Below are 26,319 nucleotides of genomic sequence, written 5' to 3' on the forward strand. Positions count from 1 at the left end.
ACAAGTTCTCAGCTATCCCATCTTACTAAAAAAGTACCTCAATCTACCAATGCCCATAAATTTAGCACAAAATTAGCAAGACTCTTAGGGGGATTTCTTTTTATTGTATAAAAAAAGCTGCTAGTAAAACTAACAGCTTATATCTTAAATTGAAAGAAGGATTAGATCTTTTCGATATCTTCTTTTTTTAACCAACCTTCGTTTCCATCGCTTAACTGAATATTTCTCCAGTCCCCAAGACTATCAATAACCTTTACTTTGGTACCTTCGTGTAAAAGGAAAAGTTCCGTTCCACTATCATCAGGCGATCCTTTAATGGTTACACTTGGGTTAAAAATAATTGCATATTCTCGAACCGCAATTTCTTTTGTTTTTTGCGAGGCAAAAGAGTAAGAAAGAATACTTAGTATCAGGCAAAGTGTAGCCAACAGAAAACCAAGTTTTTTTAAGCCAACTTTGTTGCTATAAAGGTAAAAGCATGCAAAAACAAGACAAATAAAGAATAGTGCAATTGAGAAATAAGACCATAACTTAGCCGAGAATGCATTTCGAATTCCCGCATACCATTTGCTTACAAGTAATTCGGGTAGTACTTCTAATTTATCGAGTACATGAACCTGTGCCAATTTTAAATTGTATTGAATATCTCCATCTTCGGGAGCAAGAAGTTTTGCTCTTTCGTAGTTTAAAATAGAGGGAGCTATTTGCCCGGTTTTGTAGTAAGCATTGGCTAGATTAAAATAAATTTCAGGCGATTCTATATGTGTTTCCAATACAAATTCGTATGATTTGATTGCTTTTTCATACTCACCTTTCTGATAAAAATCATTTGCTTCGCTAATTGGTGTTTGCTGAGCCTGAACAGTAAACGAACAGACCAAAACCATTAGTATATATAATAAATTTTTCATTTTTCGAATGCTATTAAACTTCAAAACTTAAATGTTCTTTTCTAACTTAGTAATAGTTTCCATTGTCTTTTTATACAATTCATCCATTTCCGATGATCCGGAGGAAGGTGCATATCTCGCAAATTCGCAAGTATCCAGAATTGTAATAAAATTACTAATCAACTCTTGCTCTAAAGCTTTATTCTGAAGAATATCTGTTATGTTTTCTTTGTTAAGATCTGCTAAAGGCAAATTTAGTTTGTCTGAAGTATATCCCCAGAGTGCTTTTAATATTTCATCGTAAAATTCTTCTTTTTGTTTCGCTTTTAAACGTGCCGATGCAGCTTTTAAGCGTTTCATAGCTACGCGGTTGGCTCGTTTATTTTTTATTCGGGCAACATCAGCATTTTCTTTAATGCGTTTTCTGTTGACAATAAAAGCCAATATGAAAATCACAAAAGGAATAAGATATCCCAGGTAAAAGTTTAAGCTTCCAAAAAATACTTCGCCTTTTACACTTGGCGTAAAATCGTTGGTTTTTATAAATCGGATATCTTTACCAATAAATTTCACATCCTCTTTCGAGAAGGAGCTGATTACCGTTGACGAAGCATCACCCTGACCTTTGCCTACTTTAATGTTGAATTTAGGTGTTGACCTTGTTCTGTATATTCCCGCTTTCGGATCGAAATAACTAAAGTCAACAGCTGGAATTTCATAATTACCTGCATGACGTGGAATAATTAAATACTCGAAAGTGGTTGATCCATTTGTTCCTGTTGTTGTATTTTTAAGATTCTGATTCGTTTTAGGATCGTACACCTCAAAATCGGCAGGGAAGTTGAATTCCGGGGGATTTATTAATTTAAGATTACCATTACCAGATATTTTTACTTTTAAAGTAACTGCATCATTGGCTTGTACGGAGTCTTTATCGATAGTAGCTGATAATTTAAATTTACCAACAGCACCATCGAAACTGGCAGGTTTGTTTGCCGGAAAATCTTTAACCCGAATGGTAACAGGTTTACTTTTACGCGGAACACGAACATCCTGATAATTATCGAAGAAATCGTCGAAGAAACCTCTGCTACCACTGGCACGACTCTGACGAATGATACATTCCAATTCGAAAGGATCAATTGTTATTTTACCTGTGTGTTGAGGAAATAAAATCAATTTTCGGATGGTTCCAACATTATATATTGTACCATTTACATTTTCTCTTTGCAAGGAAATTTGTCCGGAAGTTGGAATTTCCTGACTTAAAAATCCGCTGAACGAAGGGAATTTAGAATCACCAAAGCCAGCAATATTCAATCTTGTGTAAACCTTAATGGTGGCAACAACATGCTCGCCCATATAAACACTTTTTCGGTCTACATTAACCTTAACAAAAAGGTTGGCCTGAGTGATTTTGTTTTCACTAGTCCGGCTTTGTTTTTGACTGCTTTGTGTATTTTGAGTTTTGTTGTTGGTTTTAACAACTTCGATATTTAGCGAGTTAGATGTAAAGTTGTAATCTTTCACCTTAATTTTAGCCGGATTAATGGTGAATTTGCCTTCTTTCTCAGCCAGTAGAACGTAGGTGTAGGTGTAAGAGGTTGCAGAAGACCATTTTCCGTTAATGTATTGAGAACTGGAACTTCGCGAAGTTGATGGCCCCATTAATACTCTAAAGCCTGCAAGAGAAGGCATTTTTAAATCCTTGCCCTTTTCGTTAATGCTATAAACAAGTCTGAATTGTTCACCAACTTCGACTACCTTAGGAGCCGATGCTGTAAACTTAACTTCCTCGGCAATGGCCGAAGAGCTAATAAAAATTGTCGCTAATAATAAGAAAAATAATTTCTTCATCCGTATATAATAGTTTTTCAGATGTGTTCTTTAAAATATCAGTTAATTGATCTGTGGCACAAATGTACTTATAAAACATTAGTTAAATAAGTTGGTATTTCGCTTAATTTTCGAAAAACAAAAGAGTTTTAGTTTTCTGTTTCGAAGTAAGGATGTATTATTTTACCAATCTTTTTTAATTTTTGTTTTTTTCGCTTTTTGAGCTTTTGCTTTGGCTTTTTGAACTTTTTCCTGAACTTTTTTCTCGTCGTTTTCTAGAGCTTCCAGTAAGCGTTGAGCATCTTGTTTAGAAATTTTATTTTTTTGTTGTTGCTGATCTTGTTTCTTTTTATCCTGATCGCCCTGCTTATCTTTCTGATCCTGTTTTTGTTTGTCTTTGTTTTGTTGATCTTTCTTGTCCTGATCCTTTTTGTCCTGATCTTTCTTGTCTTGATCTTTTTTATTCTGGTCTTTGTTTTGATCCTTTTGATCTTTATTATCCTTGTTTTGCTGATCCTGTTTCTTTTGCTCTTCCTCTTGTTTTTTCTTCATTTGGCGAGCATATTCGAGGTTGTACTTTGTCTCTTTCGAATTGGGAAAGTTGCGCAAGGATTGTTTGTAGGCTTCTATGCTTTCATCTATTTTTTTATTTGCCAACAGGGTGTTGCCCATATTGTGATAGAGCTCTCCCAGTTTTTTAGGATCTTTTTCGCTTACGGCTAAAGTCTGAAACTGTTTTAATGCTTCATCATATTTTTTTTGCTTATACAAAGCATCACCTAAGTTAAAACCAGCTTCGTACGAATTAATTTTTTTATCGAGGGCTTTTCGGTATTCAACTTCGGAGTTTTCAAATTTATCGCCTTCAAAAAGATCATTTCCTGCACGAATAAATTTTCTTTCTTTTTGGGCATTGGCCTCCATACTTAGAAGACAAATCATGCTCATGAACAGTATTAAATATTTTTTCATAATTGCTCTGTTTGTCTGTTGCTATTTCGATGGTTTAAATAAATCTATATCTTTTAGGTGTCGGTTTTTACGTTCTAATACAAACATTTCGAAAAATAGAAGCAGAATACCTATGGCGATAAAAATCTGAAATTTTTCATCGTAAGCAGCATAAACTCTAGCTTCTAGTTCTGTTTTGTTCATTTTATTTATTTCTTTAAATAAAACGTTTAAGCCTGTTGTAGTATTATTGGCAATAACCGGTTTTCCACCTCCGGCAATGGCAATTTGCTCGACCATTTGCTGGTCTAACTTCGAGATTACTATATTTCCTTCCTCATCTCTTCTAAAGTCGCTTGATCCTGAACTTACCGGAATAGGAGCACCTTCGGGTAATCCCATTGCAATGGTATGAACCGTGATGCCTTGGGATTGTGCCATTTTTGCTGCAGCAACTGCATCATCTTCATGGTTTTCTCCGTCGGTAATAATAATAATTGCTTTGCTGGCTTCGCTATCAGGAGTAAAACTCTTTGTTGCCAGGTTTATTGCCGAACCAATTGCTGTTCCCTGAATAGGAACGATATCGGTACTTATGGACGATAAAAATAATTTTGCCGAAGCATAATCGGTTGTTATTGGTAATTGTGTGTATGCTTCTCCGGCAAATACCACCAAACCAATTTTATCGTTATTTAGTTTATCAACCATTTTTGAGATGGCACGTTTTGCTCGTTCCAGACGGTTGGGTTGAATATCCTGAGCCATCATCGAGTTGGAAACATCAAGGGCAATTATAATTTCTACTCCCTTTCGTTTTATTTTCTTAAGCTTGGATCCGAATTGAGGACCTGCAATGCCGATAAAGATAAATGCCAGCGATAGGGTAAGAATTATGAATTTATAAATTGGCCTTGTAAAAGATGCAAAAGGCATTAATTGAGAAATAATACTCATTTCGCCAAATTTTTGCAAAGCTTTTTTCTTGATTATATGGCTCACCCAATACAAAACCACTAAAATGGGAATGAGTAGGAAGAGATATAAATATTCTGGATGATCGAAACGAAATTGATCCATTTTAAAATTATTTTCAGTTATTCAATAATGTTATTCTTACGGAATATTCCGTAAAATTGAATTGCGCAGTGCTATTTCCAATAGAAGGAAAAAGGCACCTAAAAAGGCGAATAGTAAATATTCCTCGCTTTTAGTACTGTATTGTCTTACCTCTATTTTACTTTTTTCGAGTTTGTCAATTTCAGCATATATTGCTTTCAGCTTGTTATTGTCTGTGGCACGAAAATATTTTCCGCCAGTCATATCTGCAATTTTGTTTAAAACTTCCTCGTCAATTTTAACAGGCATATTTCTCATGCTTATACCAAAAGCGGTCTGAATCGGATAGGGAGCTTCGCCCATTGTTCCTATACCAATTGTATATACTCTAATGCCAAAAGTACTTGCCAGTTCGGCAGCGGTTAATGGAGCAATTTCTCCCTGATTGTTTACACCATCGGTTAGTAAAATTACCACTTTTGATTTGGCTTGGCTGTCTTTTAATCGGTTTACGGCATTAGCTAATCCCAGACCAATTGCTGTGCCATCTTCAATCATTCCCGATTGGATATCCTGAAAAAGGTTGATTAAAACGGCATGATCGGTAGTTAAGGGACATTGAGTAAAGCTCTCACCACTAAAAATTACCAATCCTATTTTATCTTCAGGACGACCCGTAATAAATTGTGTCGCCACATCTTTAGCTGCTTCTAATCTGTCTGGTTCAAAATCGCGGGCAAGCATACTGCTAGAAATATCCAGCGACATTACAATGTCGATACCTTCGGTGCTTGTGTTTTCGAATCGGTTGCTCGATTGTGGTCGGGCCAGTGCTGTTATTAAAAATGCAATAGCCAAAACACGAAATACGATCAGCGCATGACGCAGATAATATTTATAGGTTCTTGGTGCTGCATTAAAGCTTTTTACGGTTGAAACCTGAATACTTGCTTGTGCATTTTTATCCTTAAAAATATACCATGCAATAAATGGTAGTAGAAGTAATAAAAAATAGAAGTATTCGGGATTTGCAAATTCAATTGAACTCATACTTTGCTGTGTCAATGTTTATTTATTATCCTCAGTTTCTTTGGTATTAGTTGTTTCCTCGTCTTTTTCCTTGTCAACAAGAATTGTGTTTTCAACAATCTGATAAGCATATTTTAGGCTTCGCTCATTTTCGTCGGGCAAAGGCTGAAATTTTGCAAATTTTGCCAAATCGGCACGTTCTAATATTTCTCTTAAATTACGATGCCAGTCATTATTTACTTCAACAGAGTTTACTGCTTCAAGAATTTCATCGGTAGTAGATTCTTGTGTCGATAAATTATAACGCTTGTCTAAATATAACCTTATGGTATCGGTAATTTCAGAATGAAACATTTTTATTTTGCCCGATTGCCATAGCTTTTCTTTTTTTAGCTCGTCTAACTTACGAAGAGCTATAATATGAGCAGGTTCGTCGGGTTTTGTTGTCGTAAACAAGGGCTGATCTTTTTTTCTGAATCGGAAATACCAAATAAGAAATCCTATTAACGCTATAAAGAGTAGCGCTCCTACTAACCAGGGAGCTATTTCGGCCAAGGATAGAGGTGTTTCTATTGGCATTACAATGTCGAAATTAGCCTTTGTTGTATCTATTTGCATGGTGTGTACTCCCAGTAGTAGGGTGTCGCTTCGGAATACTTTAATTGAATTTTCATCGTAAACCTGAAGTTCGAAAGGTTTTAGCTTATACACACCTCCCTCAAAAGAGGTAATCAAAAAGTTTTTATCAACTTTAATCATACCTTCGCTCACAATACTTGTATCCTGAGGAAATTGATTGATAATTTCTACCCCATTGACAATGCTATCCGATAAAACGGGAAATCCGATTTTAATATCTTTCGGCTGTTCTACCGATAGTTGTAGTTTAATCTGATCTCCAATTACAATTACATTGGTGTCGAGCTTTACACTGTAGTTGATTCCTTTATTGTCCTGTGCAAAGGACGATTGGGTAAAAACTACCATGCATAACAAGAAAGTAAAGGCAGTAATTGTCTTTATCAAGAAATTTTTATTTGTTATTATTTTATTTGCCATAGTTTTTAGTTTCCTGATTTTATTTATCCTCTACGTTTAAATAAAGCGATTAAGGATTTCACATAATCCTGATCGGTTCTGATGTTTGCAACATCAACGCCCGATTTTTTAAAAACTTCGGTGGTTTTTTCTTCCTGCTTACGCCACCATTCAGCGTATTTATTACGCACTTTCTTATTCGATGTGTCTACCCAGGAGTATTCACCTGTTTCGGCATCTTTTATTTTAATTAATCCGATAGAGGGAATTTCCTGCTCGCGTTTATCGTAAATTTTTAGTGCCACCAAATCGTGTTTTCTATTGGCGATGCTTAGGGCATTTTCAAAATCGTTATCAATAAAATCGGATATCACGAAAGTAGTACACCGTTTTTTAATTGCATTGGTTAAATATCGCAATGCATTGCTAATATCGGTACTTCTGTGTTCTGGTTTAAAATTGATTAATTCACGAATAATTCTAAGAATATGGGATTTTCCCTTTTTAGGAGGAATAAACTTTTCTATGCTGTCCGAAAAAAAGATAACCCCAATTTTATCGTTGTTCTGAATGGCCGAGAATGCCAAAACAGCGGCAATTTCCGTAATTTGGTTTTTCTTTAATTTCGACATGCTACCAAATTCGCGACTACCACTTACATCAATCATTAGCATAACCGTAAGTTCCCGTTCCTCTTCGAACAGCTTTACGTAGGGGTGATTGTAACGTGCGGTAACATTCCAGTCGATGTTTCGGATATCGTCACCGTACTGGTATTCACGAACTTCACTAAAAGTCATTCCCCGACCTTTAAACGCAGAATGGTATTCACCCGCAAAAATATTGCGGGAAAGACCTCTGGTTTTGATCTCTATTTTTCTAACGCGCTTTAATAATTCATTAGTCTCCATAAAATAATTAAGAATGATATCCCGATAGCTATCGGGAACGAATTAATAATTAAGTCGTAACAATCGTGAATTACGTAATAATATTCAATTCATAATCCATAATTGCTAATACATAATTCTTAAGGTACCTCAACAGTATTTAGGATTTCGCTAATGATAGTTTCGCTGGTGATATTATTTGCTTCAGCTTCGTAGGTTAATCCAATTCTATGGCGCAATACATCGTGACATACTGCACGAATATCCTCAGGAATAACATAACCTCTTCGTTTTATAAATGCATAAGCTTTGGCTGCCGATGCCAGTGAGATACTTGCACGAGGCGATCCTCCAAATGCAATCATATCTTTGAATTGATCTAATCCATAATCGGAAGGGAAACGAGTTGCAAAAATGATATCAACAATATATTTTTCAATTTTTTCATCCATATAAACATCTTTAACCACATCTCGTGCTTTAATAATGTCTTCTGGTTTTAAAATCTGACTTGCTTTTGGAAAGGCTTTTAAAAGGTTCTGACGCATAATAATTTGCTCTTCCTCTTTTTTAGGGTAGTTAATTACCACTTTAAGCATAAAACGGTCGACCTGTGCTTCGGGAAGAGGATAAGTACCTTCTTGTTCAATTGGATTTTGTGTTGCCATTACAAGGAAAGGCTCTTGCAATTTATAGGTGTTATCGCCAATTGTAATTTGTCGTTCCTGCATAGCTTCCAATAAGGCAGCTTGTACTTTGGCAGGGGCACGGTTAATCTCATCGGCTAGTATAAAGTTAGCAAAAATAGGGCCTTTTTTCACCACAAATTCCTCTTTCTTCTGACTGTAAATCATTGTACCCAAAAGGTCGGCAGGAAGAAGATCCGGAGTAAACTGGATTCTACTAAAATCAGCTTCTACTGTAGTTGCAAGCGTATTAATAGCAAGTGTTTTTGCCAGCCCGGGAACTCCTTCCAACAGAATATGTCCGTTAGATAGCATACCGATTAATAAACTTTCAACAAGATGTTTCTGACCAACAATTACTTTGTTCATCTCCATAGAAATCATATCAACAAAGGAACTTTCTCTTTGGATACGTTCATTTAATTCTTTGATATCAACAGTTTGGATCATAGAAATATTATTTAATGCTTTAATTTTTACATAAAAAGTCTTTCTTTTTCGAAAAAACCTCTACAAAGTTAAACCTTTGAAGCTTTTTTGAAAGTTCAGCATCGTTAAAAAGTGTTAAGAATGTTATATAGAACAAGTCTCAGGAAATAAGCCCCAGGGTTTAGGGTCTATACATCAAGCTCAAAGCTTTAAACTTCAGATGCCAGGTCTATCGTTTCGAGTAGCAAGGTGTTTGAATTATCTAATCTTTCATTCTCTTTTTTTTCTTGTTCTACTTCTACTATTGAACTCTTTTCTTGTTCTACTTTTTATTACTTTTGTACAGGATTTTGAAAATAGGAAAGATTTGAAGAAGCGATATTTTATCAGGTTAAGTTATAAAGGAACAAATTATCATGGATGGCAAATACAGCCTAATGCAATTAGTGTTCAGGAGGTGTTAAATAAATCACTGTCTACCGTTTTAAATTGTGCAATTAATGTTGTGGGTTGTGGTAGAACCGATACCGGTGTACATGCAAGTGATTTTTATGCCCATTTTGATATGGATAAAGATCAACTAGTTGATTGTGATAAATTGTGTTTTCGCCTGAATCGTTTTTTGCCTCACGATATTGCTGTTAAATCAGTTTTTCCGGTTAAAGAAGATGCTCATACACGTTTTGATGCAATTTCACGAACTTATCATTACTTTCTTACCAAAGAGAAGAATCCTTTTCGCAGAGAATCGCATTGGCAGGTACCTTATAAATTAGATGTGCAAAAAATGAATGAGGCGGCTAAAATTTTGTTTGAATACGAAGATTTTACCAGTTTTAGTAAGTTGCACACCGATGTGAAAACTAACAATTGTAAAATTGACAAAGCGCTTTGGGAAGAATCGGACGATGAGTACGTATTTACTATTAAGGCTGACCGTTTTCTTCGTAATATGGTTCGGGCAATTGTAGGAACTTTGGTAGAAATAGGACGAGGTAAAATGAGTATCGATGAATTTCGACAAGTAATCGAAAGTAAAAATCGCTCGAATGCCGGTTCTTCGGTACCAGGTCATGGGTTGTTTCTGGCTGATATTGAATATCCAAAGACAATTACCAAAGAGTAGTTACCAAAGAAGAGTCTAAAAAGTTCAGATATTATTGTATGCCTGCTAATTATTTCCTTTTTACCGATGCTAGTGTAAATCCGCAATCTAAAACTGGTTATGGCGCATGTTTGTTATTGTCTGATTTGGATATTCCTGTAGATGAAGCGAAAAAATGGCTTGAGTTAAAAAGTTTTGAAAATACTTCCTCATCTAAATTAGAATTACAAACACTTTTATGGGCTCTTGCCAAAATTAAAAGGGGAGTGAGTGTGACCATTTACACCGATTCTCAGAATATTATTGGTTTGCCTGGCAGGCGTTCCCGATTTGAGAAGAATAATTATATTTCTAAAAATGGAAAGAAAATTAGGAATGATCTCTTGTATCAGGAATTTTATAAACTTACCGATAAAATCTCATGTACCTTTGTAAAGTTAAAAGGACACAAAACTTCTTCAGAAAAAGACAAAGTGGATAGTTTGTTTACAATAGTAGACAGGGCTTCGAGAAATGCTTTACGTACTAATATTGCGTTGTAGGTAATCTTCCTGATATCTCAAAAATCATTATTATTTATTTAAGGATATTTTTATAGATTTAAAATAAAACACTTATCCGTTTTTGTAATGAGAATATTCTCATTATATTTGTGGCTCAAATTACAACACACAGCATTAATACATCTCAGGTATTAGATTTAGAAAATAGTACATCTCCTCAAAAACATAGAAGCTGTTAAGTAAATTAATTAAACGATTTAAATTTTAAATACCAATCGGCATTTCGATTGGTGAATATATTAGTAAGATGAACGATTTATACACAAAAGAATTTCGTAGAATAATGCAAGTGAATTATGATTATACCAGTATGAGTTCGAATCGTATTGAGGAAATCATGAATTTCGCAAGAGGGATCGACTTTGAGCGAATTGGAGTGGCGCATTGCATAACATTTTCGGAGGAGGCACGCTTGTTGAAAGAGTATTTTTCGAGGTATTTTGATGTTTACACAGTAGATTGTAAGTATGGAAGAATACCAAAAAAGGACCTTCTTGGAGGTACGGGTGGTCGTATTTTATGCAATCCTGCAGGTCAGGCCGATTACCTAAATAATAAAAAAACGGATTTAAATATTTCAATGGGCTTATGTGTTGGTCATGATATGATATTTAGTAAAAAGTCGAATGCTTTGGTAACAAATTTGTTTGATAAAGATTTTACAAATAACAATAATCCTGCAGAGGCAATTGCCCGTATTCAAAAAATAATATAATTATGAAGACTATTGATTTGCACATTCACACAAGTGCATCGGATGGCTCTTATTCACCCAGAGAGCTTGTAGATTATGCTGTAAAAAAGAAACTATCTGCTATTGCTATTACCGATCATGATACAATGAAAGGGATTGAGGAAGCAATGAGTTATATCGATAAACTGAAACTTCCTATAGAGTTGATTCCAGGGATGGAAGTCTCAGCTTTGGGTATGGATGGGGTTTATGGGACTCATATTCTGGCTTATTTTATTGATAAAACTCCGGAAGAGCGAGCTCGCATAATAACTAATGTAGAGGTCGATCTTCGGAAGAGTTCCGGAACTCCTAAAGAGGTTATTAAAATTATCTCGGCCTATGGGGGGATTGCTTCATTGGCACATCCTCTGGAGTATTGTTTATCGATGCCCGAAATGGATCAATTATTAGGAAAGCTTGCATCTTTTGGCTTAAAAGGGGTAGAAGCAATTTACACCACTCACTCCGATTCTGTGATAGAGCAGTTAAAGTCTATTGCGTCGAAGTATAATTTGATAATCACTGGAGGATCAGATTTTCATGGGACCAGAAAACCAGGTGTAGACCTTGGCAATGGTTTTGGGAATATGCGTATTCCTTATGATATTGTAAATTCGATGAGAGAAAAAACAGTAGAGTTAATTTGAGTTAGAAAATTTGCTTTACTTTTTGCTGCACTGTGAGCCTAAGTATAAGAGTGTCTATCCATAACAATGTTATTCAGTTTTTTTTAGGAGGTAATAGACTAGCTTAAGGCTGCAGCGCAGCTAATTTTTTAGAGTAGAGAAGTAAATGATAAATGTAAAGAGTAAGCTGTTATGTTTCAATGATAGTTTAATGTGACTGGAAGGCTTACATTTTAAAGATTTACCAATTACGGAATAGTTAACAATCCACATTTATCAACAAAATAGGTAAAAAATAGTGATAGTGAAAAAGATACGATAGGTGCGATAATCCACATAATAAAAAAGCGATCAACCTCTGTTTTTCTAAAAATATTTCGAAAGCCCAGTTTGGCAACACCAATACCTATAATAGCTCCTACATTAAGCTGAACAAGCGATGTTGGTATTCCTTTTAGTAAAGAAGCACTAAGTAACAGACTGGCAGAAATAAAAGAGATAATAACCGCTTCGATACGTCCGAAAAGAACAATTTCCTTTCCTGTATTTCGTACAATTTTATCACCAAAAATCGAACTTCCTATACTAAAACTTGGTGCAACAATAAGGGTGGCTAAAATCATAACCTGCAAATATTGATGTTTTGCTATGTGTAATTCGTTGCAAGCCATACTTGAGAGCGGACCTGCTGCATTGGCAACATTATTTGTTCCTATCGAAAATGCAACATACATGGCCATAAGAATAATCAAACCTTTTAATAGATAGCTGTTGTTAATCTGTTTGGATATGGTGTATCCTCGTTTTCGTATGGGTTTATAGATGTATTTTCCGGCAGCATAAGCCAATAAGAATGATAGTAAAGGCATAACAAACCAAGTTGGGATAATCTCGAATAAAAGTTTATCGGTATTTAAAGAATGAAAGTAAATGGCAGGCGCCGTTACGGCCATTACTGTTGCCTGACTGGTTGATTGAGGTATACCAAAAAGGTTGGCAATTAATAGGGAAAATGCTACCGAAAGTAAGATAACCGATACAATTGCAAAACTCATTAATTCAGGGTTTAGTAATCCTTTACCTATTGTTTTGGCGGTTTCTTTTCCTCCCACAATTGCGCCAATAAATACCATGAGTCCAAACAATCCGGGGATAATACTTTTTTTTATTACGTTGGCTCCATAGGCTGCCGAAAATGCTGGTGCAGTTCCACTACCACCCATTGTAATGGCAAGAAATATGGCAATAACGAAGGGAATTAAAAAAGGAATAAGCATAATTCTGATATTTTGATTTTATACGAATCAAAAGTATCGGAAGTATGATATTCAGGAAACAGTATTTTAGCGTAAAACCCTAAGTATTTCAGCGTATTTGTATCTTTAAATTTGGAAAATATGATGTTTTATTGCGTAAACAACGAGCGATGCCGTATTTTTTGATTCAGTTTTCAGAAGAATATTTTCACGATGTTTGTCAACGGTACGTTTGCTAATACATAATTGCGAGGCAATCTCCTGATTCGATAATCCTTTGCAGATATTGTAAAGAATTTCTATTTCTCTATGAGTAAGATCTGATTTGTGTTTTTCTTTATGATTTAAATTTTTGATGATGCTTTCGAGAATTTCGGTAGAGAAATAGCTGTTGTTGCTATTTACGGCTTCTATTGCCTGTTGCACTTCTTCAAAACGAGAATTTTTTAAAAGAAAGGCTTTTGCTCCGGCATTTATCATTTCGGAATAATAGTTTTCGTTGGCATGCATCGAAAGAGCAATAATTTTTGTGTCAGGATATTTCTGGCTGACCTGTAGGCTTGCCTCAATGCCATTCATTACCGGCATTTCAATATCCATTAAAATAATATCTGCCTGCCAATAGCTTAGAAGTTTAAGTAATTCTTTGCCATTGCTGGCCTCTTTTATTTCATAATAATCCGTTTGTTGTTCGAGCAGAAACTTTAATCCTTCTCTAAATAATTTATGGTCGTCTACCACGGCTATGCGAACTTGTTTCTTCATTTTTCGGGAATTTCTATTTTTAAGTAAAAGCCATTTTGTATTTTATTACTTAGTTCAAAGCTGCCATCCAATGATTTAATTCTTGATTTCATATTTGCAATTCCCATACCATTGATTTCTTTTTTTCTTGAAAATCCTTTTCCATTGTCACAATAAATAAGTTGTAGTTTTTTGTGAAAAGAAAGAAGTGTAAGTTCGATTCTCGATGCATTGGCATGTTTTATGGTGTTGTTTATCAGTTCTCCTATTACTCTGTAAATAACAAGTTCAATATTGTAATCGAATCTTAATTTTTCTACCTGTAAATTTAAAATTACTTCTAATTTATCAGGTAAATGTATATTGTTAATGAATGTTTTAATGGCTTTTTCGAGTCCATATCGTTCTAAAAGATGAGGACTTAATTTGTTTGATATCTCTTTCACGCTTAGAATAGCTTCGTTTGTTGCCTGATCGGATTTTTCTAAAAGGACCAGGTTTTTCTCATTTTCCTGGCTCTTATTTATTGCTGAAAGTGTCATTTTTATATTAGATAAAATAGGGCCAAGTCCATCATGCAATTCTTTGGCAAATTTTTGACGTTCTTTTTCTTCTGTTTTAAGAATTGCATTTAGCACCTTGGCTTCGCTTTCTTTACGAAGTTTATCTATTTTATCTTGTAGCTTAAAAATTCTTCTAATATAAAAGGCACCAAAAAACATGAGAAGAGAGATAAATACGGCAATCCAGTTGGATAGCAATAGATCTATATTTTTTACGCCGGCATTCCACAACTGAACAAGTTCAATACACCTGCGCACAGCCATCAATAAAAATCCAATAGAAATCATAATCCACGAAACATTAAATCTGGTTTTCGGAATTAGATTAATGGTGATAAAAAAAGCACCAAATTGTAAGAGAACAGATAGAATAAGAGCAACTTGTAAAATCATACTACAATAGTAGTGATATTATTTTTGATAAAATTACGTAGATAAACGTATTAAGTGGAAGAAATATAAATCCTTTTACATCAGATTTGAGACACGACCTCCATTACAGGTTTTTGAACTTCCGAGACACAAACTTGTCCTTCCGTATGTCACGGAAGGGGTACCTCGTGTCACGGAAGAGCAAAAGCATGTCAAGGAAGTGACTTTTCCTAAAATAACTTGACAGATTATTGTCTAAAACAGGAATTGAAAAATACGGAGCAATCTTATTCCGGATACTTTGTAGAATTTGCTGGTATAGGTCTGTAAGCCGGACCTTTGCTATGGCAAAATATACTTTTTGCTTTGCAGGATAGAAGTTGGAAAAAAGTGTATTGTTGCGACCTGGATCTAACTTATTTTCTATGAAAAATAGATACGTGTGAAACACTTGCACCAACAGTATCTATGATAATGATAGGTAACATACGGCCAGAGCGCAACACACCTTACTTTACTTATCTGTTTAGTCCTGTTATTATATCATTACAACTATCGAATTGATTAAAAGCACAATAATTAACAAAATTATTAGGAAGTAAAGTTTTTTTTAAATTTTTACGTTTAGATTAAACCTTTGGATCCTATTGAAGTCTTAGAATCAGTAATTACTAATAAGGAAAAAATGAAGAATATTTTATTAGCTGTTTTCAGCATACTTGCTTTTAGTACAGCGGTTTTTGCACAGGATTTTCAGGGAAAAGTTTATTACGAAAGTAAAACCACTGTTGACATGGATTTTGGGGGTAGACAAATTCCTGAGGATCGAAAAAAGAGGATATTGGAAAGAATGAAGCAGATGAGTGAGAGAACTTATATTTTAAGTTTTAACAGAACAGAATCGATATACAAGGAAGACGAGAAGTTAGAGCAGCCCGGAATGCAACAAAGGGGGGGTATGCGCATGGCCATGATGATGGGCGGCGGAGAAGATTATTACAAAAATGTAAAACAAGGTACTTATGCTGTTTCGAAAGACTTGTACGGAAAAATATTTTTGGTTAACGATAGCTTGCCAAGTCTGCAATGGCAAATGCAGGCCGAAACCAAAAAGATCGGAAGATATACAGCATATAAAGCTACGGCCATTAAGAATGTTCGCGAGCCAAATATGAAAGCAATTTTTCAGCCAGGAGGCAAATCGAAGGAAACTGAAAATAGAGAACCAGAAATGATTGAAAAGGAAATTAAGATTGTTGCCTGGTATTGTCCGGAGATACCCGTAAACCAAGGTCCGGGTGAATATTGGGGGTTACCGGGTTTAATTATGGAGCTGAACGATGGCAGAACAAGTATTCTGTGTTCTAAGATTGTTTTGAATCCGAAAGAGAAAATTGCTATTAAAGAGCCATCGAAGGGGAAGAAAGTAAATCAGGCTGAATATGACGAGATATCACGTAAGAAAATGAAGGAAATGCGTGAAAATTTCAGAGGAATGAGACCTGGTGGCGGCAGAGGAAGAAGATAGCGATTATCAGTGATCAGCGAAAGCGAATGATTAGAACAAAACCCACTACCTCATTAATGTGAAAGTAAATTAAAAATCATGAAGAAATATTTTTTCATACTCTTATTTCTGTGCAGTTCTATTATGACTTATGCACAGGAAGATGTTACCCTTAAAGGTACTGTAAAAGATAAACAGGGTATAGCTATTGAAATGGCAAATGTAATTGCTGTAAATTCCGAATCTAAATTGCTGGAATCGTATTGTGTGACTAACCATAGTGGTTTGTATAAGTTAAAGCTAAAATCCGGATCTGCCTATGATGTAACAGTAAGTTTTATTGGTTTTGGATCAAAAGAATTTCGCTTTGAGGCAACTGAGAATGATGCAGTGAGAGATGTAATAATATCGGAACAGGAGAGTATGCTAAACGAGGTAGATGTGACTTATACTATGCCTGTTATGGTTAAGGGCGATACCATTGTGTATGATACCGATTCGTTTACCACAGGAACCGAGCGAAAACTTAAGGATGTGCTGGTATCATTGCCCGGGGTAGAAATGAGCGATGACGGACAAATTGAAGTCGAAGGCAAGCAGGTGCAGAAAGTAATGGTGGAAGGAAAAGACTTTTTCGATGGAGACTCAAAAATTGCATCAGATAATATTCCTGCTGATGCGGTTGATAAAATAGAGGTGCTTAGAAACTACAATGAAATTGGTCAGATGAAAGGTTTAACTAATGATGAGGATAATATTGCTCTGAATATCAAATTAAAGAAAGGAAAGAAAAGTTTTTGGTTTGGAGAAATTACCGGAGGAGCAGGTCCTGATGAGAAGTATTTGGCACACCCAAAGCTTTTTTATTACAGTCCGGAATTTAGCCTGAATATTATTACAGACGTAAATAACATTGGAGAAGTACCTTTTACACGCAGAGATTATATGAATTTTAGCGGAGGTTTTAAAGGCTTTCATCCTGGGGGAGGAAGTTCTATTGGTACAGGTTCTGGCGGGTTGGGAATATCAACCGCTCAAAATAATCGCGCTAAAGATATTGATACCAAATTTGCGGCACTTAATTTTAGTTATGCGCCATCGGAAAATTGGGATATTGGTGGTTTTGGAATCTATTCCTACACCGGAACAGTAATGGAGACTCAAAAAATGACCACTTACGAATTAGAAGGAAATCAGTCGCAGGTAGAGGAGAGTATCAACAGGAACGATCAGGATGCAAGTTTGGGATTATTTAAATTTAACTCGGTTTACAAACCAAATTCAAATTTCCAGTTCGATTACGATATTTTTATCAAGCAATCGGATGATGATGAAGAGGAGGAGCTTGTTTCGGTGGTTGATGGCGTATCCGACCAGATAAGTCAGCTAAAACAACAAAAACCTATTTCTTTAAATCAAACAGCAAAAATATATTATACGCTTAACGATAAAAATATATTTGCATTCGATGCTCAGCATTTGTACAAGAACGAGGACCCATTTTATAATTCTACTCGCGATGAGTTCGCATTTACCGAATTAGTTCCGGTTAACGAGTCGGTAAGTTTGTACGATTTAAATCAGAGCAAGGGAATAATTACCAATAAATTTGATGCTATGCTTGATTATTATCTGGTAACAGGAGATAAAAGCAATTTACAGTTTACTTTGGGAACAACGCAAAATCATCAGAATTACGATTCAGATATTTTTCAGGTTTTAGATGATGGTAATCAGAATAAAATCTCTGGAGATGATTATACAAATGATGTAAAGTTTAATGTTTCGGATCTGTTTTTTGGCTTTCATTACAAGCTTAAGGCGGGATTATTTACATTCAATCCTGGTTTTAATCTTCATCAGTTCACAACTAAGAGTGAGCAAAAAGGAGTCACTTTTAAAGATGATTTAACATCAATATTACCGGATATTTATATTAATATGCAGTTAAAAAAATCGGAGAATCTGCGATTTAACTACAATATTACAAGAACTTTTACCGATGTTTCGAAATATGCCGAAGCTTATGTTTTAAGTAATTACAACTCGGTTTATAGTGGTAATCCTGAGCTGGAAAGTTCTTTAAAGCACAATCTGTCTTTAAACTTTTTTAGCTTTAATATGTTCAATTTCACCAATATGTTTGCCACTATAAAATACTCTAAAAGCGTAGAGGGTTTTAAGAGTAATGTTGTGCCTATTGGTATTAATCAAATTACTACCACTTTAAATTCTGATTTGGCTGATGAATCTTTGAGTATGAATGCCCGATATCAGAGAATTTTTGGCAAGATAAAAACGTCTTTAAAAGGAAGTTTGTCGTGGGCCGAGAACAACAATCTGGTAAACGGAAATCCGAGTACATCGAAAACTTTTGCTCAGAATTATACTGGTTCGGTAGAAACGAACTTTAAGAATGCGCCTAATATCGAATTGGGATACAAGTATGCGATTAATGATTACGAAAGAGGAGCTACTACGTCGACTTATTACACACAGCGACCTTTTGCCAAGTTAGATGTGGCCTTTTTAAAGAATTTTATTTTAACGGCCGATTATGAATTCTATTCCTACACCAATAAGGAAAATACCATAGAGAATGAATATAGCTTTCTGGATGCCGATTTAATTTATCACAAAAAAGAAAGTAAATGGGAGTTTGGAATAAAAGGAAAGAATTTGCTGAATACTGATTCTCTGGATAAAAATAGTGAGAATGACTTTTCTTACTCAACGTCTACTTATTTTGTTCAGCCAAGATATGTGTTGCTTACAGTAAAATACGATATATAAGGAATTGGGTCTTGAAATTATAGCTTATAAATGCAGCCGGTGATTATTTCACTGGCTGTTTTTGTATAGGAATGCTTCTGAACTTGCTTTTTTAAGAGAGCCACAGATCCAGTAAGTTTTTTGAATCACCAATAGGTAAAATTGGAATTCATTTTATCCTTATTTTTGATTCCAGATTTCCCAGTTTCTCTCTGCCTGTAGATGCAGCATTCGCAGTCCATTGTGAGTGTTAGCTCCTTTTGCTGCTCCTTTTTTCAGGAAAAGTGTTTCTGCCGGATTGTAAACCAAATCGTAAAGAAAATGTTCCTGACTTAAAAAGTCATAAGGAATATCCGGACAAGTATCTTCTTTTGGAAAAGTGCCCAAAGGTGAGCAGTTTACAATAAGTTTGTATTCTTTAATGATATTTGCATTGAGTTGTGTGTAGGTAAAGCAATTTTCTTTGGCATTTCTACTTACAAATTTAAAATCTATGTCCAGTTCTTCTAATCCCCCGGCAATGGCTTTTGAAGCACCTCCGGTTCCTAAAATTAAGGCTTTGGGTCGCTTTGCTCCCAAAAATAGTTTTAAGGATTCTAAAAAACCATAAATATCGGTGTTAAAACCTTTTAGTTTTATTTGATCTCCCTTACGTACAATTTGAATTGAATTTACGGCTCCCAGTTTTTTTGCCAGAGGATCAATTTCGTCTAAAAATTGGATCACTTCCTCTTTATACGGAATCGTAACACAGAGTCCGTTAAGATTATCATTCTTTTTTAGTACAGCCGGTAGTTCTTCAATCGCAGGGAGCTCAAAGTTTAGAAACTTAGCTTCTAAGTTTAACTGATTGAATTTTTCGGTAAAAAATTTTTTCGAAAAAGAGTGTCCTAAAGGATATCCTAAAATTCCATAGGTTTTCATGGGTGCAGATTTTGGTTATGCTTTGTCTTGAGTTGTTTCCGGCGAATATTTTTCCATGATCCAAATTAACAAAAATCCTGCAACAGCAAGTGCTAGTGCAAAAAGCAATTGAGAATCCTGATTTGTTAACGTCTCAAATGTATATGGCATAATATTCTCTTGTGTTAATGGTTTCTCAGCTCCATGACTATCTACGAAAGTGCTAAGTGTTTCTTTCCATGGCCACACTTTATTTAGCGAGCCAATCATAAAGCCTGAAAGTAAACCAATGGTCATGTTATGGTACTTTCTAAGTAGCCAGCTAAGAAGATGCGAAAAGCTTAAAATACCAACTCCTGCACCTGCTGCTACCACAGCAATGATATCAAGCTTTAAATTACTTAACGCCTCAAGTATATGATTATACGATCCTAAAAGAACCAATATAAATGCGCCTGATATTCCAGGAAGAATCATAGCACAAATTGCCAGTGCACCCGATAAAAACAGGAACCAATAGCTTGTTGGAGCATGGGCTGGAGTACTAACAGTAACCATATAAGCTATGCCAATGCCAATAAGCATGGCAATTATGGTTCTGATTTTCCATTCTGTTATTTTTTTAGCAATAACAATTGCAGAGGCAATAATTAAGCCAAAGAAAAACGACCAGATTAATATCGGATGAGTTTCTAAAAGAAATTTAATTACTGTGGCTAATGATTTAAAACTGATGAGGATACCAGAAATCAATGCCAATATAAAATTTCCGTTAACAGCTTTCCAGAAATCTTTTAATTTAAATTGTAAAAGTAGTTTAATAGAGCTAAGGTTAACCGATTTTATAGTATTGATTAATTCTTCGTAAATACCAGTTATAAATGCTATTGTTCCACCAGAAACTCCCGGAACAACATCGGCAGCTCCCATGCCCATTCCTTTTAAGGCAATAATAACATAATCTTTAATTTGTCTGGACATAGCTATTTTAGAGTTGAATTTGTAAGTATAAGTTGACTTTTTTACGAGTATAACTTAATAATATTGTTGAATTCTGTATTGTTTTCCAGTTCTGGAAATTGCAAAAAGATTTCTTTAATATTTTCAGCATCGATATCAATGGCTTTCTTGATATAGTGTTCGGCAGCATTTAAGTTATTCGTTAGCATATAATAAGCCGCCAGATTGTTTAAAATTTGAGGAACATCAGGAGTAAAGCCCAGACTTTCCAAAAGTACATCAATGGCGGTTTCCAGCTTGTCGTTCTGATGGTAATATTCGGCAAGAGTAACCGGATAGGTTGGATCGTAAGGATCCAGATCTATTGCTTCCCGAAAAGCCTGAACTGCTTTTTGAGGAGTCTGAGATCTTGTGTATGCGGAGCCTAAGGCAAACCAGTAATCAGGGTTTTCAGGATCCAGTTTTTTTGCTTTTTCAAGGTAAACTAAGGATTCATCAATTTTATCCTGATACATTAATATTAATCCCATTCCAAACCAGGGTTCAGGGATGCTATCATTGGTTTTAATGGCCGTTTCGTAATAATTAAGGGCCTGATCGTACTCACTTAATTTTTCAAAACACTCTCCAATATACGAGTAGGTTGATGCATGATCATCTTCGAATTCCAGGTATTCGATATAGTGTTTTATTGCATCTTCAAACTTGCCCATGTTTGCAAAAGCATTTGCTTTGTTAAAGTATGCCTTACTGTGCTGACCATTTACTGCTAAAGCAAATTCGTAGGCTTCTATTGCTTTTTCATAATTTCCAAGGCGATTGTATATGATTCCAATATTATACCAGGCATTATCCGAAAAAGGATTTAAATCCAGGTACGATTCATAGGTTTCTATGCTTTGTTCATCGAGACCTGTTTTTTCGTAGCAATAGGCCAGTTCAAACAGAACTTCTGAATCTTCTTGGTTTATTTTGATTGCTTCTTCCAGGTAACCAATAGCCAAATCGAACTGATTCAATTGTTCAAAGGCTAGTGCAATTCTAAAGAGTAGGTCTTCGCGGCTTTCATGTTCTTTTTTCAGGGCTTCGTCGAATTGCAATTTTGCATTGTGATGCTTGCCCATAAGGTTGTAAATATTACCTTTTAGCAACCAGATTTCTTTATTGGACGACTCAATAGCCTGTACCTTTTTTAAAATAGAAAGGGCTTCTAAATGCTGACCACGATTAATTAAAACCTGTGCTTTTTTTATTTGCAAAGAAATTGCTGCAGGGTGTTGTTTTCCTGCGATATTAGAAACCTTTACCGCTTCGGAAAGTTTATTTTTCTCGATATAATGATCGATTATGCTCTCGAATTCGTGTACGTCAAAATAATAAAGCTTTTGGGCTTCAATCATTTTCTCAAATCGACTTACAAGAGTAAGTGCATCTCCGTCAAGATAGTTTTCCGTATTATCTATCATCTATCAAATTAAAATGATTACTGCACTGCAAAAGTAGAATTTATTTTAAAAAATTCAAGCTTAAGATAGTAACATACGTCGACCAGAAGCAAATGTTTCGGCGGTATATGTCTAAAACAAGCGGTCTTGCAAGGCAAGACCGCTGTTAATTATAAGTTTCTGTGTTCTATTCTTAGTAAATCGAATATGGTTTTTACCGGGTTAAAAGTAATAATCGGAACTTCTACAAAGGCTGTATTCCAGTCAGACATGGCTCCATTCCATAATCCGGGAAGTTCCATTGCTTTAAGATCGGCTCCATTATGCGATTTCTCTGATATAAATCCAGTTTGTTTGTCAACGTATTTAGGTAAGTCGAATTTATTTCCCTTAAAATCTTTAATTCCACAAATCAGGTCAACAGGATTAAAATGAGTTGCTCTTTCTAAAATATTTTTTTGTCTCACATCCGATTTGTCAATTTGTGAGCCTTCAACAATTTGTAAAGATACCGAACCATCGGCATTACGAGCCCAGAAAGGACCACCACCAGGTTCACCCTCATTTTTCACCATCCCACAAACACGCATGGGTCTGTTAAATTTTTCGAATAAGTATTTTTTCAGTTTTTCAGGATTATCTTTCTTTAAGCTGGCAGGAGCAAGGGTGCAAAGCTTTTCTTCCAGAAAAGCAGACATTTCATCAAGTTTTTCCTGACTTATATTATTGTCTTCCTCTAAGGTTTTAAGATAATTAAAAGTGATTGATTGGTACTCTAAAAGTAAGCCAGCCAGCACTTTCTTAAACTGATAGGTTGTTTCTTTTAATCTGTCAGGAACGACATTATCAATATTTTTAATAAATACCACATCGGCATCCAGTTCATTTAAATTTTCGATAAGAGCACCATGTCCTCCCGGGCGAAATAAGATAGAACCATCTTCGTTGCGGAATGGGTTGTTATTAATATCTACAGCGATAGTATCGGTAGATGGTTTTTGAACCGAGTAATCAACTTTTAAACTTCCCTTGTATTTTTCTTCGAATGTTGATTTTGTTTTTTGAAAGCGATTGTTAAACAGTTCTTTGTGGTCTTCTGATACTGTTAAGTGAATTTTTGCTTCTCCATCTTCGTTTTTTGTGTAGTTTAAAGCCTCAACAAGATGTTCCTCGAAAGAGGTTCTGGAGTAGTGCTTGTATCTATGGAATTTAAGTAGTCCTTTAGGTAAATTACCATAGTTAAGGCCTTTGTGGTTCAGAAGCATTGATAAGATTTGCTTGAATTGGTTTTTTTCTACCATTTTATCCAAATCGATATCTTGTTCGATGCAGATATTTCTTAAATCTCCATAGAAGGCAAAATCTTCCAATCGGTCAAAGAAATTATACATGCTTTCCGGACCTTTATTGCACAAAAATTTTAAATATTCATCTTCAGTGTCCTGATAGGTATTTAAAAAGTCGTATAAATACTTAAACATTCTTGAAGCCGCTCCCGAAGCAGGTACAAATTTTAATAGGGATAAACTTTTAGAGTGCTTGTTGTATACTTCTTCGTATACCTCCAGCTCTTCGTCTTTTATTTTGGTTATTCCCTGATCAATGGTGGCGGGCTTTTTAAGTTTCATTTTAGGAAAACCACTATTGAAGTTCTTTATTTGTTCTTCAATTGTTTCCTTCGAAATTCCTTTCGATTCAAATTGAGATAGATCTTGTTCTGAAAACATGGTTAAAGGTTTTGATTTAATTATCAGGCAATATAAATAATACTTTCAATAAATGAAAAGCCATTTTCATTTAAAAGTAACACAATTATGCCTCCTGAATTTAGTCAGGAGAAATTACATAAGATTGCTGATTACTGGTAAAATTAGCATTTGTTATGGAAAGTAATGTCATCAATAGATTAATTTTATGTGCTTTTTTTTAATCTCAGGTACTGAAATCCTGCTGTACTGCTTCTTCTGCTTGCTCTTATTTTTTGGTGTTGCAAGTGTATAGCTGTCTGGTTTGGTCATTTAAAATTTTTGTGAATAAAAAATCTATTTTGTTTGTATTGATATCAGATAACTATAGAATATGAAGCTAAAGGTATAATTCTTCGAATCTGATGTGTGTGATGATTTTCTTTTGTATTTTTGGACAAAATAAAAAAATAGCATGACAGATATTATCTATCCCTGGGGACACAGCAGAAGATACAATGATTTTCCATCTTATTTTAAAAGCCGTTTTACCGAGAGAATTCAAAAAGTTTCTATCGATGCAGGATTTACTTGCCCTAATCGCGATGGAAGTAAAGGGGTAGGCGGTTGTACCTACTGTAATAACAACAGCTTTAATCCTGATTATTGTAGCCCCAAAAAAACAATAAGTCAGCAAATTAACGAAGGTGTAGATTTTTTTAAAGCCAAATATAAAAGTCAGAAATACCTGGCTTATTTTCAGGCTTACTCCAATACTTACGGTTCTATCGATCTTATAAAAAGATTGTACGAAGAAGCATTGTCTCACGAAAAAGTGATTGGTCTTGTTATTGGTACCAGACCCGATTGTGTTAGCAATGAGGTTCTGGATTATCTTGAGAGTTTAGCGAAAGATCATTATATAGGAGTGGAATATGGTGTTGAGTCGGCTAATGATGAGGCTTTAAAAGCCATTAACCGCGGACATACTTATGCCGAGGCCGAAGCTACAATATTAAATACTGCAGGAAGAGGCATTCATATTGGGGCTCATTTGGTTAACGGTTTGCCTTTTGATAGCAAAGAGGATATGATTGCTCATGCCATTCGGGTATCTAAATTACCGGTTGAGACACTAAAATTGCATCAGTTGCAGGTGTTAAATCACACCCGTATGGCTAAGGAGTATGAAAAGGAGCCAGATAAATTTTATCTTTTTGAATATGAAGAATACCTGGAGTTTATTGTAGATGTAATCGAACGAATAAATCCAGATATAATGCTGGAGCGATTCTTAAATCAGGCACCTCCGGGTTGGTTGATTGCACCCAAATGGGGAGGCGTTAAAAATTTTGAATTTATAAATCAGTTGGATAAAAAATTAAAAGAAAGGGAAACCTGGCAGGGAAGACTCTTCGAAAAGTAATTAGTCGATTTGCTCTAAACTGATATTTTTATAACCCAATTTTTTGGCTTTCTGAATGTCTTTTAGAGCACTTTTTTTATCTCCGGTTTTAAGTTTAGCAATTCCCCGGGCATAATAAGCACGGTCGAGTTTTTTGTCTATACGAATGGCTTTGCTGTAGAATTTTATTGCCTCTTTAAAATTTTTAGTGCAATCTAAACAAACTGCTTTATTGTAATATACAGCCGATGAGTTTAATCCCAGTTGAATGGATTGATTGTAATCGGCAATTGCTCCCTTATAATCTTTATTATAATACTTACAAATTCCTCGGTAATGATAGGCTTTAAAGCTTTCAGGATTTATTTTTAGTGTTTGCGTATAATCTGCTATTGCTTTTTTGTAATTTTTCTGATTCTCGTATAAAATAGCTCGATTCAGGTAAGCTTCTTCTTCCTGTTTTTGTTTTGTAATTACAACAGTTAAATCTTTTATAGCAGTACTGTTATTGTTTAGGTAAGAATAGCAGATTGCTCTATTAAAATAAGCAGGAAGATAATTTGCATCCTTTTTTATAATTTGAGAAAAATGCTGAGCAGCTTGCTTGTACTTATGGCTTTTAAGTAATTCAATACCCTTTTCATTTTCAATATCTTTTTCATTTTTATTACATCCGCTAAAGGTGAACAAAAAACTTATAAGAAGTAGAAATAAAAATGCTTTTTGGTATGAGTGTGCCATATAATTTAAGGAGCTATTAAAAAAGCTAATATACAATATATATAATAAATATTAAAATTTTAATCTCAGTAATGTTAGTATCAATTAATTTCAGGTTTAAGCTTAAGGAATTCATTTACCAAAAGGAA

General features: G+C 34.9%; 23 protein-coding genes. 7 read left to right on the plus strand and 16 right to left on the minus strand.

From position 1 onward, the window contains the following. Positions 1-161 precede the first annotated feature (161 nt). From ACT3CE_RS05705 to ACT3CE_RS05740, 8 genes are all read right to left on the minus strand, one after another. Positions 162-911 (minus strand): tetratricopeptide repeat protein, encoded by a 750-nt coding sequence (locus ACT3CE_RS05705; RefSeq protein WP_444708798.1) that lies wholly within the window; start codon positions 909-911, stop codon positions 162-164. 27 nt (positions 912-938) lie between these two features. Continuing rightward, complete coding sequence (locus tag ACT3CE_RS05710; protein WP_444708799.1) at positions 939-2,747, minus strand: BatD family protein; 1,809 nt, start codon at positions 2,745-2,747, stop codon at positions 939-941. Between the two features lie 162 nt (positions 2,748-2,909). Continuing rightward, complete coding sequence (locus ACT3CE_RS05715; protein ID WP_444708800.1) at positions 2,910-3,698, minus strand: tetratricopeptide repeat protein; 789 nt, start codon at positions 3,696-3,698, stop codon at positions 2,910-2,912. 21 nt (positions 3,699-3,719) lie between these two features. Continuing rightward, the gene (locus ACT3CE_RS05720; RefSeq protein ID WP_444708801.1) at positions 3,720-4,757 is read right to left on the minus strand and encodes a VWA domain-containing protein; all 1,038 of its coding nucleotides are present in this window, start codon (positions 4,755-4,757) and stop codon (positions 3,720-3,722) included. Between the two features lie 36 nt (positions 4,758-4,793). After that, positions 4,794-5,786 carry a vWA domain-containing protein gene (locus ACT3CE_RS05725; RefSeq protein ID WP_444708802.1) on the minus strand — a complete coding sequence of 331 codons (993 nt, stop codon included), beginning with the start codon at positions 5,784-5,786 and terminating at the stop codon, positions 4,794-4,796. 18 nt (positions 5,787-5,804) lie between these two features. After that, positions 5,805-6,824, minus strand: a complete 1,020-nt coding sequence (locus ACT3CE_RS05730; RefSeq protein WP_444708803.1) for a hypothetical protein — start codon at positions 6,822-6,824, stop codon at positions 5,805-5,807. A 23-nt stretch (positions 6,825-6,847) separates the two neighbouring features. Further along, entirely contained in the window at positions 6,848-7,714 is an 867-nt protein-coding gene (locus ACT3CE_RS05735; RefSeq protein ID WP_444708804.1) for a DUF58 domain-containing protein, read from the minus strand. Positions 7,715-7,833: 119 nt separating this feature from the next. Then, positions 7,834-8,829 carry an AAA family ATPase gene (locus ACT3CE_RS05740; RefSeq protein WP_444708805.1) on the minus strand — a complete coding sequence of 332 codons (996 nt, stop codon included), beginning with the start codon at positions 8,827-8,829 and terminating at the stop codon, positions 7,834-7,836. Between the two features lie 346 nt (positions 8,830-9,175). Here ACT3CE_RS05740 and truA point away from each other — a divergent pair, with 346 nt between their 5' ends. From truA to ACT3CE_RS05760, 4 genes are all read left to right on the plus strand, one after another. Beyond that, entirely contained in the window at positions 9,176-9,934 is a 759-nt protein-coding gene (truA, locus tag ACT3CE_RS05745; protein WP_444708806.1) for a tRNA pseudouridine(38-40) synthase TruA, read from the plus strand. Between the two features lie 38 nt (positions 9,935-9,972). Continuing rightward, complete coding sequence (locus ACT3CE_RS05750) at positions 9,973-10,455, plus strand: ribonuclease HI (protein WP_444708807.1); 483 nt, start codon at positions 9,973-9,975, stop codon at positions 10,453-10,455. A 268-nt stretch (positions 10,456-10,723) separates the two neighbouring features. Beyond that, positions 10,724-11,191: a DUF1847 domain-containing protein gene (locus ACT3CE_RS05755; protein ID WP_444708808.1), complete on the plus strand. Its 468-nt coding sequence runs from the start codon at positions 10,724-10,726 to the stop codon at positions 11,189-11,191. A gap of 2 nt (positions 11,192-11,193) precedes the next feature. Beyond that, positions 11,194-11,859, plus strand: coding sequence for a PHP domain-containing protein (locus ACT3CE_RS05760; RefSeq protein WP_444708809.1), 666 nt, complete (start codon positions 11,194-11,196; stop codon positions 11,857-11,859). 227 nt (positions 11,860-12,086) lie between these two features. Here the strand turns inward: ACT3CE_RS05760 and ACT3CE_RS05765 are convergent, their stop codons facing one another. From ACT3CE_RS05765 to ACT3CE_RS05775, 3 genes are all read right to left on the minus strand, one after another. After that, complete coding sequence (locus ACT3CE_RS05765) at positions 12,087-13,115, minus strand: anion permease (RefSeq protein ID WP_444708810.1); 1,029 nt, start codon at positions 13,113-13,115, stop codon at positions 12,087-12,089. A gap of 105 nt (positions 13,116-13,220) precedes the next feature. After that, on the minus strand, positions 13,221-13,859 hold the full coding sequence (locus ACT3CE_RS05770; protein WP_444708811.1) for a response regulator: 639 nt from the start codon (positions 13,857-13,859) through the stop codon (positions 13,221-13,223). Further along, the gene (locus ACT3CE_RS05775; protein WP_444708812.1) at positions 13,856-14,794 is read right to left on the minus strand and encodes a sensor histidine kinase; all 939 of its coding nucleotides are present in this window, start codon (positions 14,792-14,794) and stop codon (positions 13,856-13,858) included. The genes ACT3CE_RS05770 and ACT3CE_RS05775 overlap by 4 nt, the downstream gene beginning before the upstream one ends. Positions 14,795-15,458: 664 nt before the next feature. On the opposite strand from ACT3CE_RS05775, the gene ACT3CE_RS05780 reads away from it, so the two are divergent. Both ACT3CE_RS05780 and ACT3CE_RS05785 read left to right on the plus strand, forming a co-directional pair. Beyond that, complete coding sequence (locus ACT3CE_RS05780; RefSeq protein WP_444708813.1) at positions 15,459-16,301, plus strand: GLPGLI family protein; 843 nt, start codon at positions 15,459-15,461, stop codon at positions 16,299-16,301. Between the two features lie 78 nt (positions 16,302-16,379). Beyond that, the gene (locus ACT3CE_RS05785; RefSeq protein ID WP_444708814.1) at positions 16,380-19,073 is read left to right on the plus strand and encodes a TonB-dependent receptor; all 2,694 of its coding nucleotides are present in this window, start codon (positions 16,380-16,382) and stop codon (positions 19,071-19,073) included. Between the two features lie 159 nt (positions 19,074-19,232). Here the strand turns inward: ACT3CE_RS05785 and ACT3CE_RS05790 are convergent, their stop codons facing one another. The 4 genes from ACT3CE_RS05790 to ACT3CE_RS05805 all read right to left on the minus strand — a co-directional run bounded on the left by ACT3CE_RS05790 (position 19,233) and on the right by ACT3CE_RS05805 (position 24,087). Further along, the gene (locus ACT3CE_RS05790) at positions 19,233-19,976 is read right to left on the minus strand and encodes a shikimate dehydrogenase family protein (RefSeq protein WP_444708815.1); all 744 of its coding nucleotides are present in this window, start codon (positions 19,974-19,976) and stop codon (positions 19,233-19,235) included. Positions 19,977-19,991: 15 nt separating this feature from the next. Continuing rightward, positions 19,992-20,936: a DUF368 domain-containing protein gene (locus tag ACT3CE_RS05795; RefSeq protein WP_444708816.1), complete on the minus strand. Its 945-nt coding sequence runs from the start codon at positions 20,934-20,936 to the stop codon at positions 19,992-19,994. Between the two features lie 41 nt (positions 20,937-20,977). Further along, positions 20,978-22,381, minus strand: coding sequence for a tetratricopeptide repeat protein (locus tag ACT3CE_RS05800; protein WP_444708817.1), 1,404 nt, complete (start codon positions 22,379-22,381; stop codon positions 20,978-20,980). Positions 22,382-22,530: 149 nt separating this feature from the next. After that, the gene (locus ACT3CE_RS05805; protein ID WP_444708818.1) at positions 22,531-24,087 is read right to left on the minus strand and encodes a DUF4301 family protein; all 1,557 of its coding nucleotides are present in this window, start codon (positions 24,085-24,087) and stop codon (positions 22,531-22,533) included. 433 nt (positions 24,088-24,520) lie between these two features. Here ACT3CE_RS05805 and ACT3CE_RS05810 point away from each other — a divergent pair, with 433 nt between their 5' ends. Then, positions 24,521-25,471 (plus strand): TIGR01212 family radical SAM protein, encoded by a 951-nt coding sequence (locus ACT3CE_RS05810; protein ID WP_444708819.1) that lies wholly within the window; start codon positions 24,521-24,523, stop codon positions 25,469-25,471. On the opposite strand, the gene ACT3CE_RS05815 is transcribed toward ACT3CE_RS05810, so the two are convergent. Further along, positions 25,472-26,191, minus strand: coding sequence for a tetratricopeptide repeat protein (locus tag ACT3CE_RS05815; protein ID WP_444708820.1), 720 nt, complete (start codon positions 26,189-26,191; stop codon positions 25,472-25,474). It lies immediately after the preceding gene. Between the last annotated feature and the right edge of the window lie 128 nt (positions 26,192-26,319).

Origin of the sequence: Marinifilum sp. RC60d5 (genome assembly GCF_052400665.1) — a bacterium.
Classification (GTDB): Bacteria; Bacteroidota; Bacteroidia; order Bacteroidales; family Marinifilaceae; genus JBQTGK01.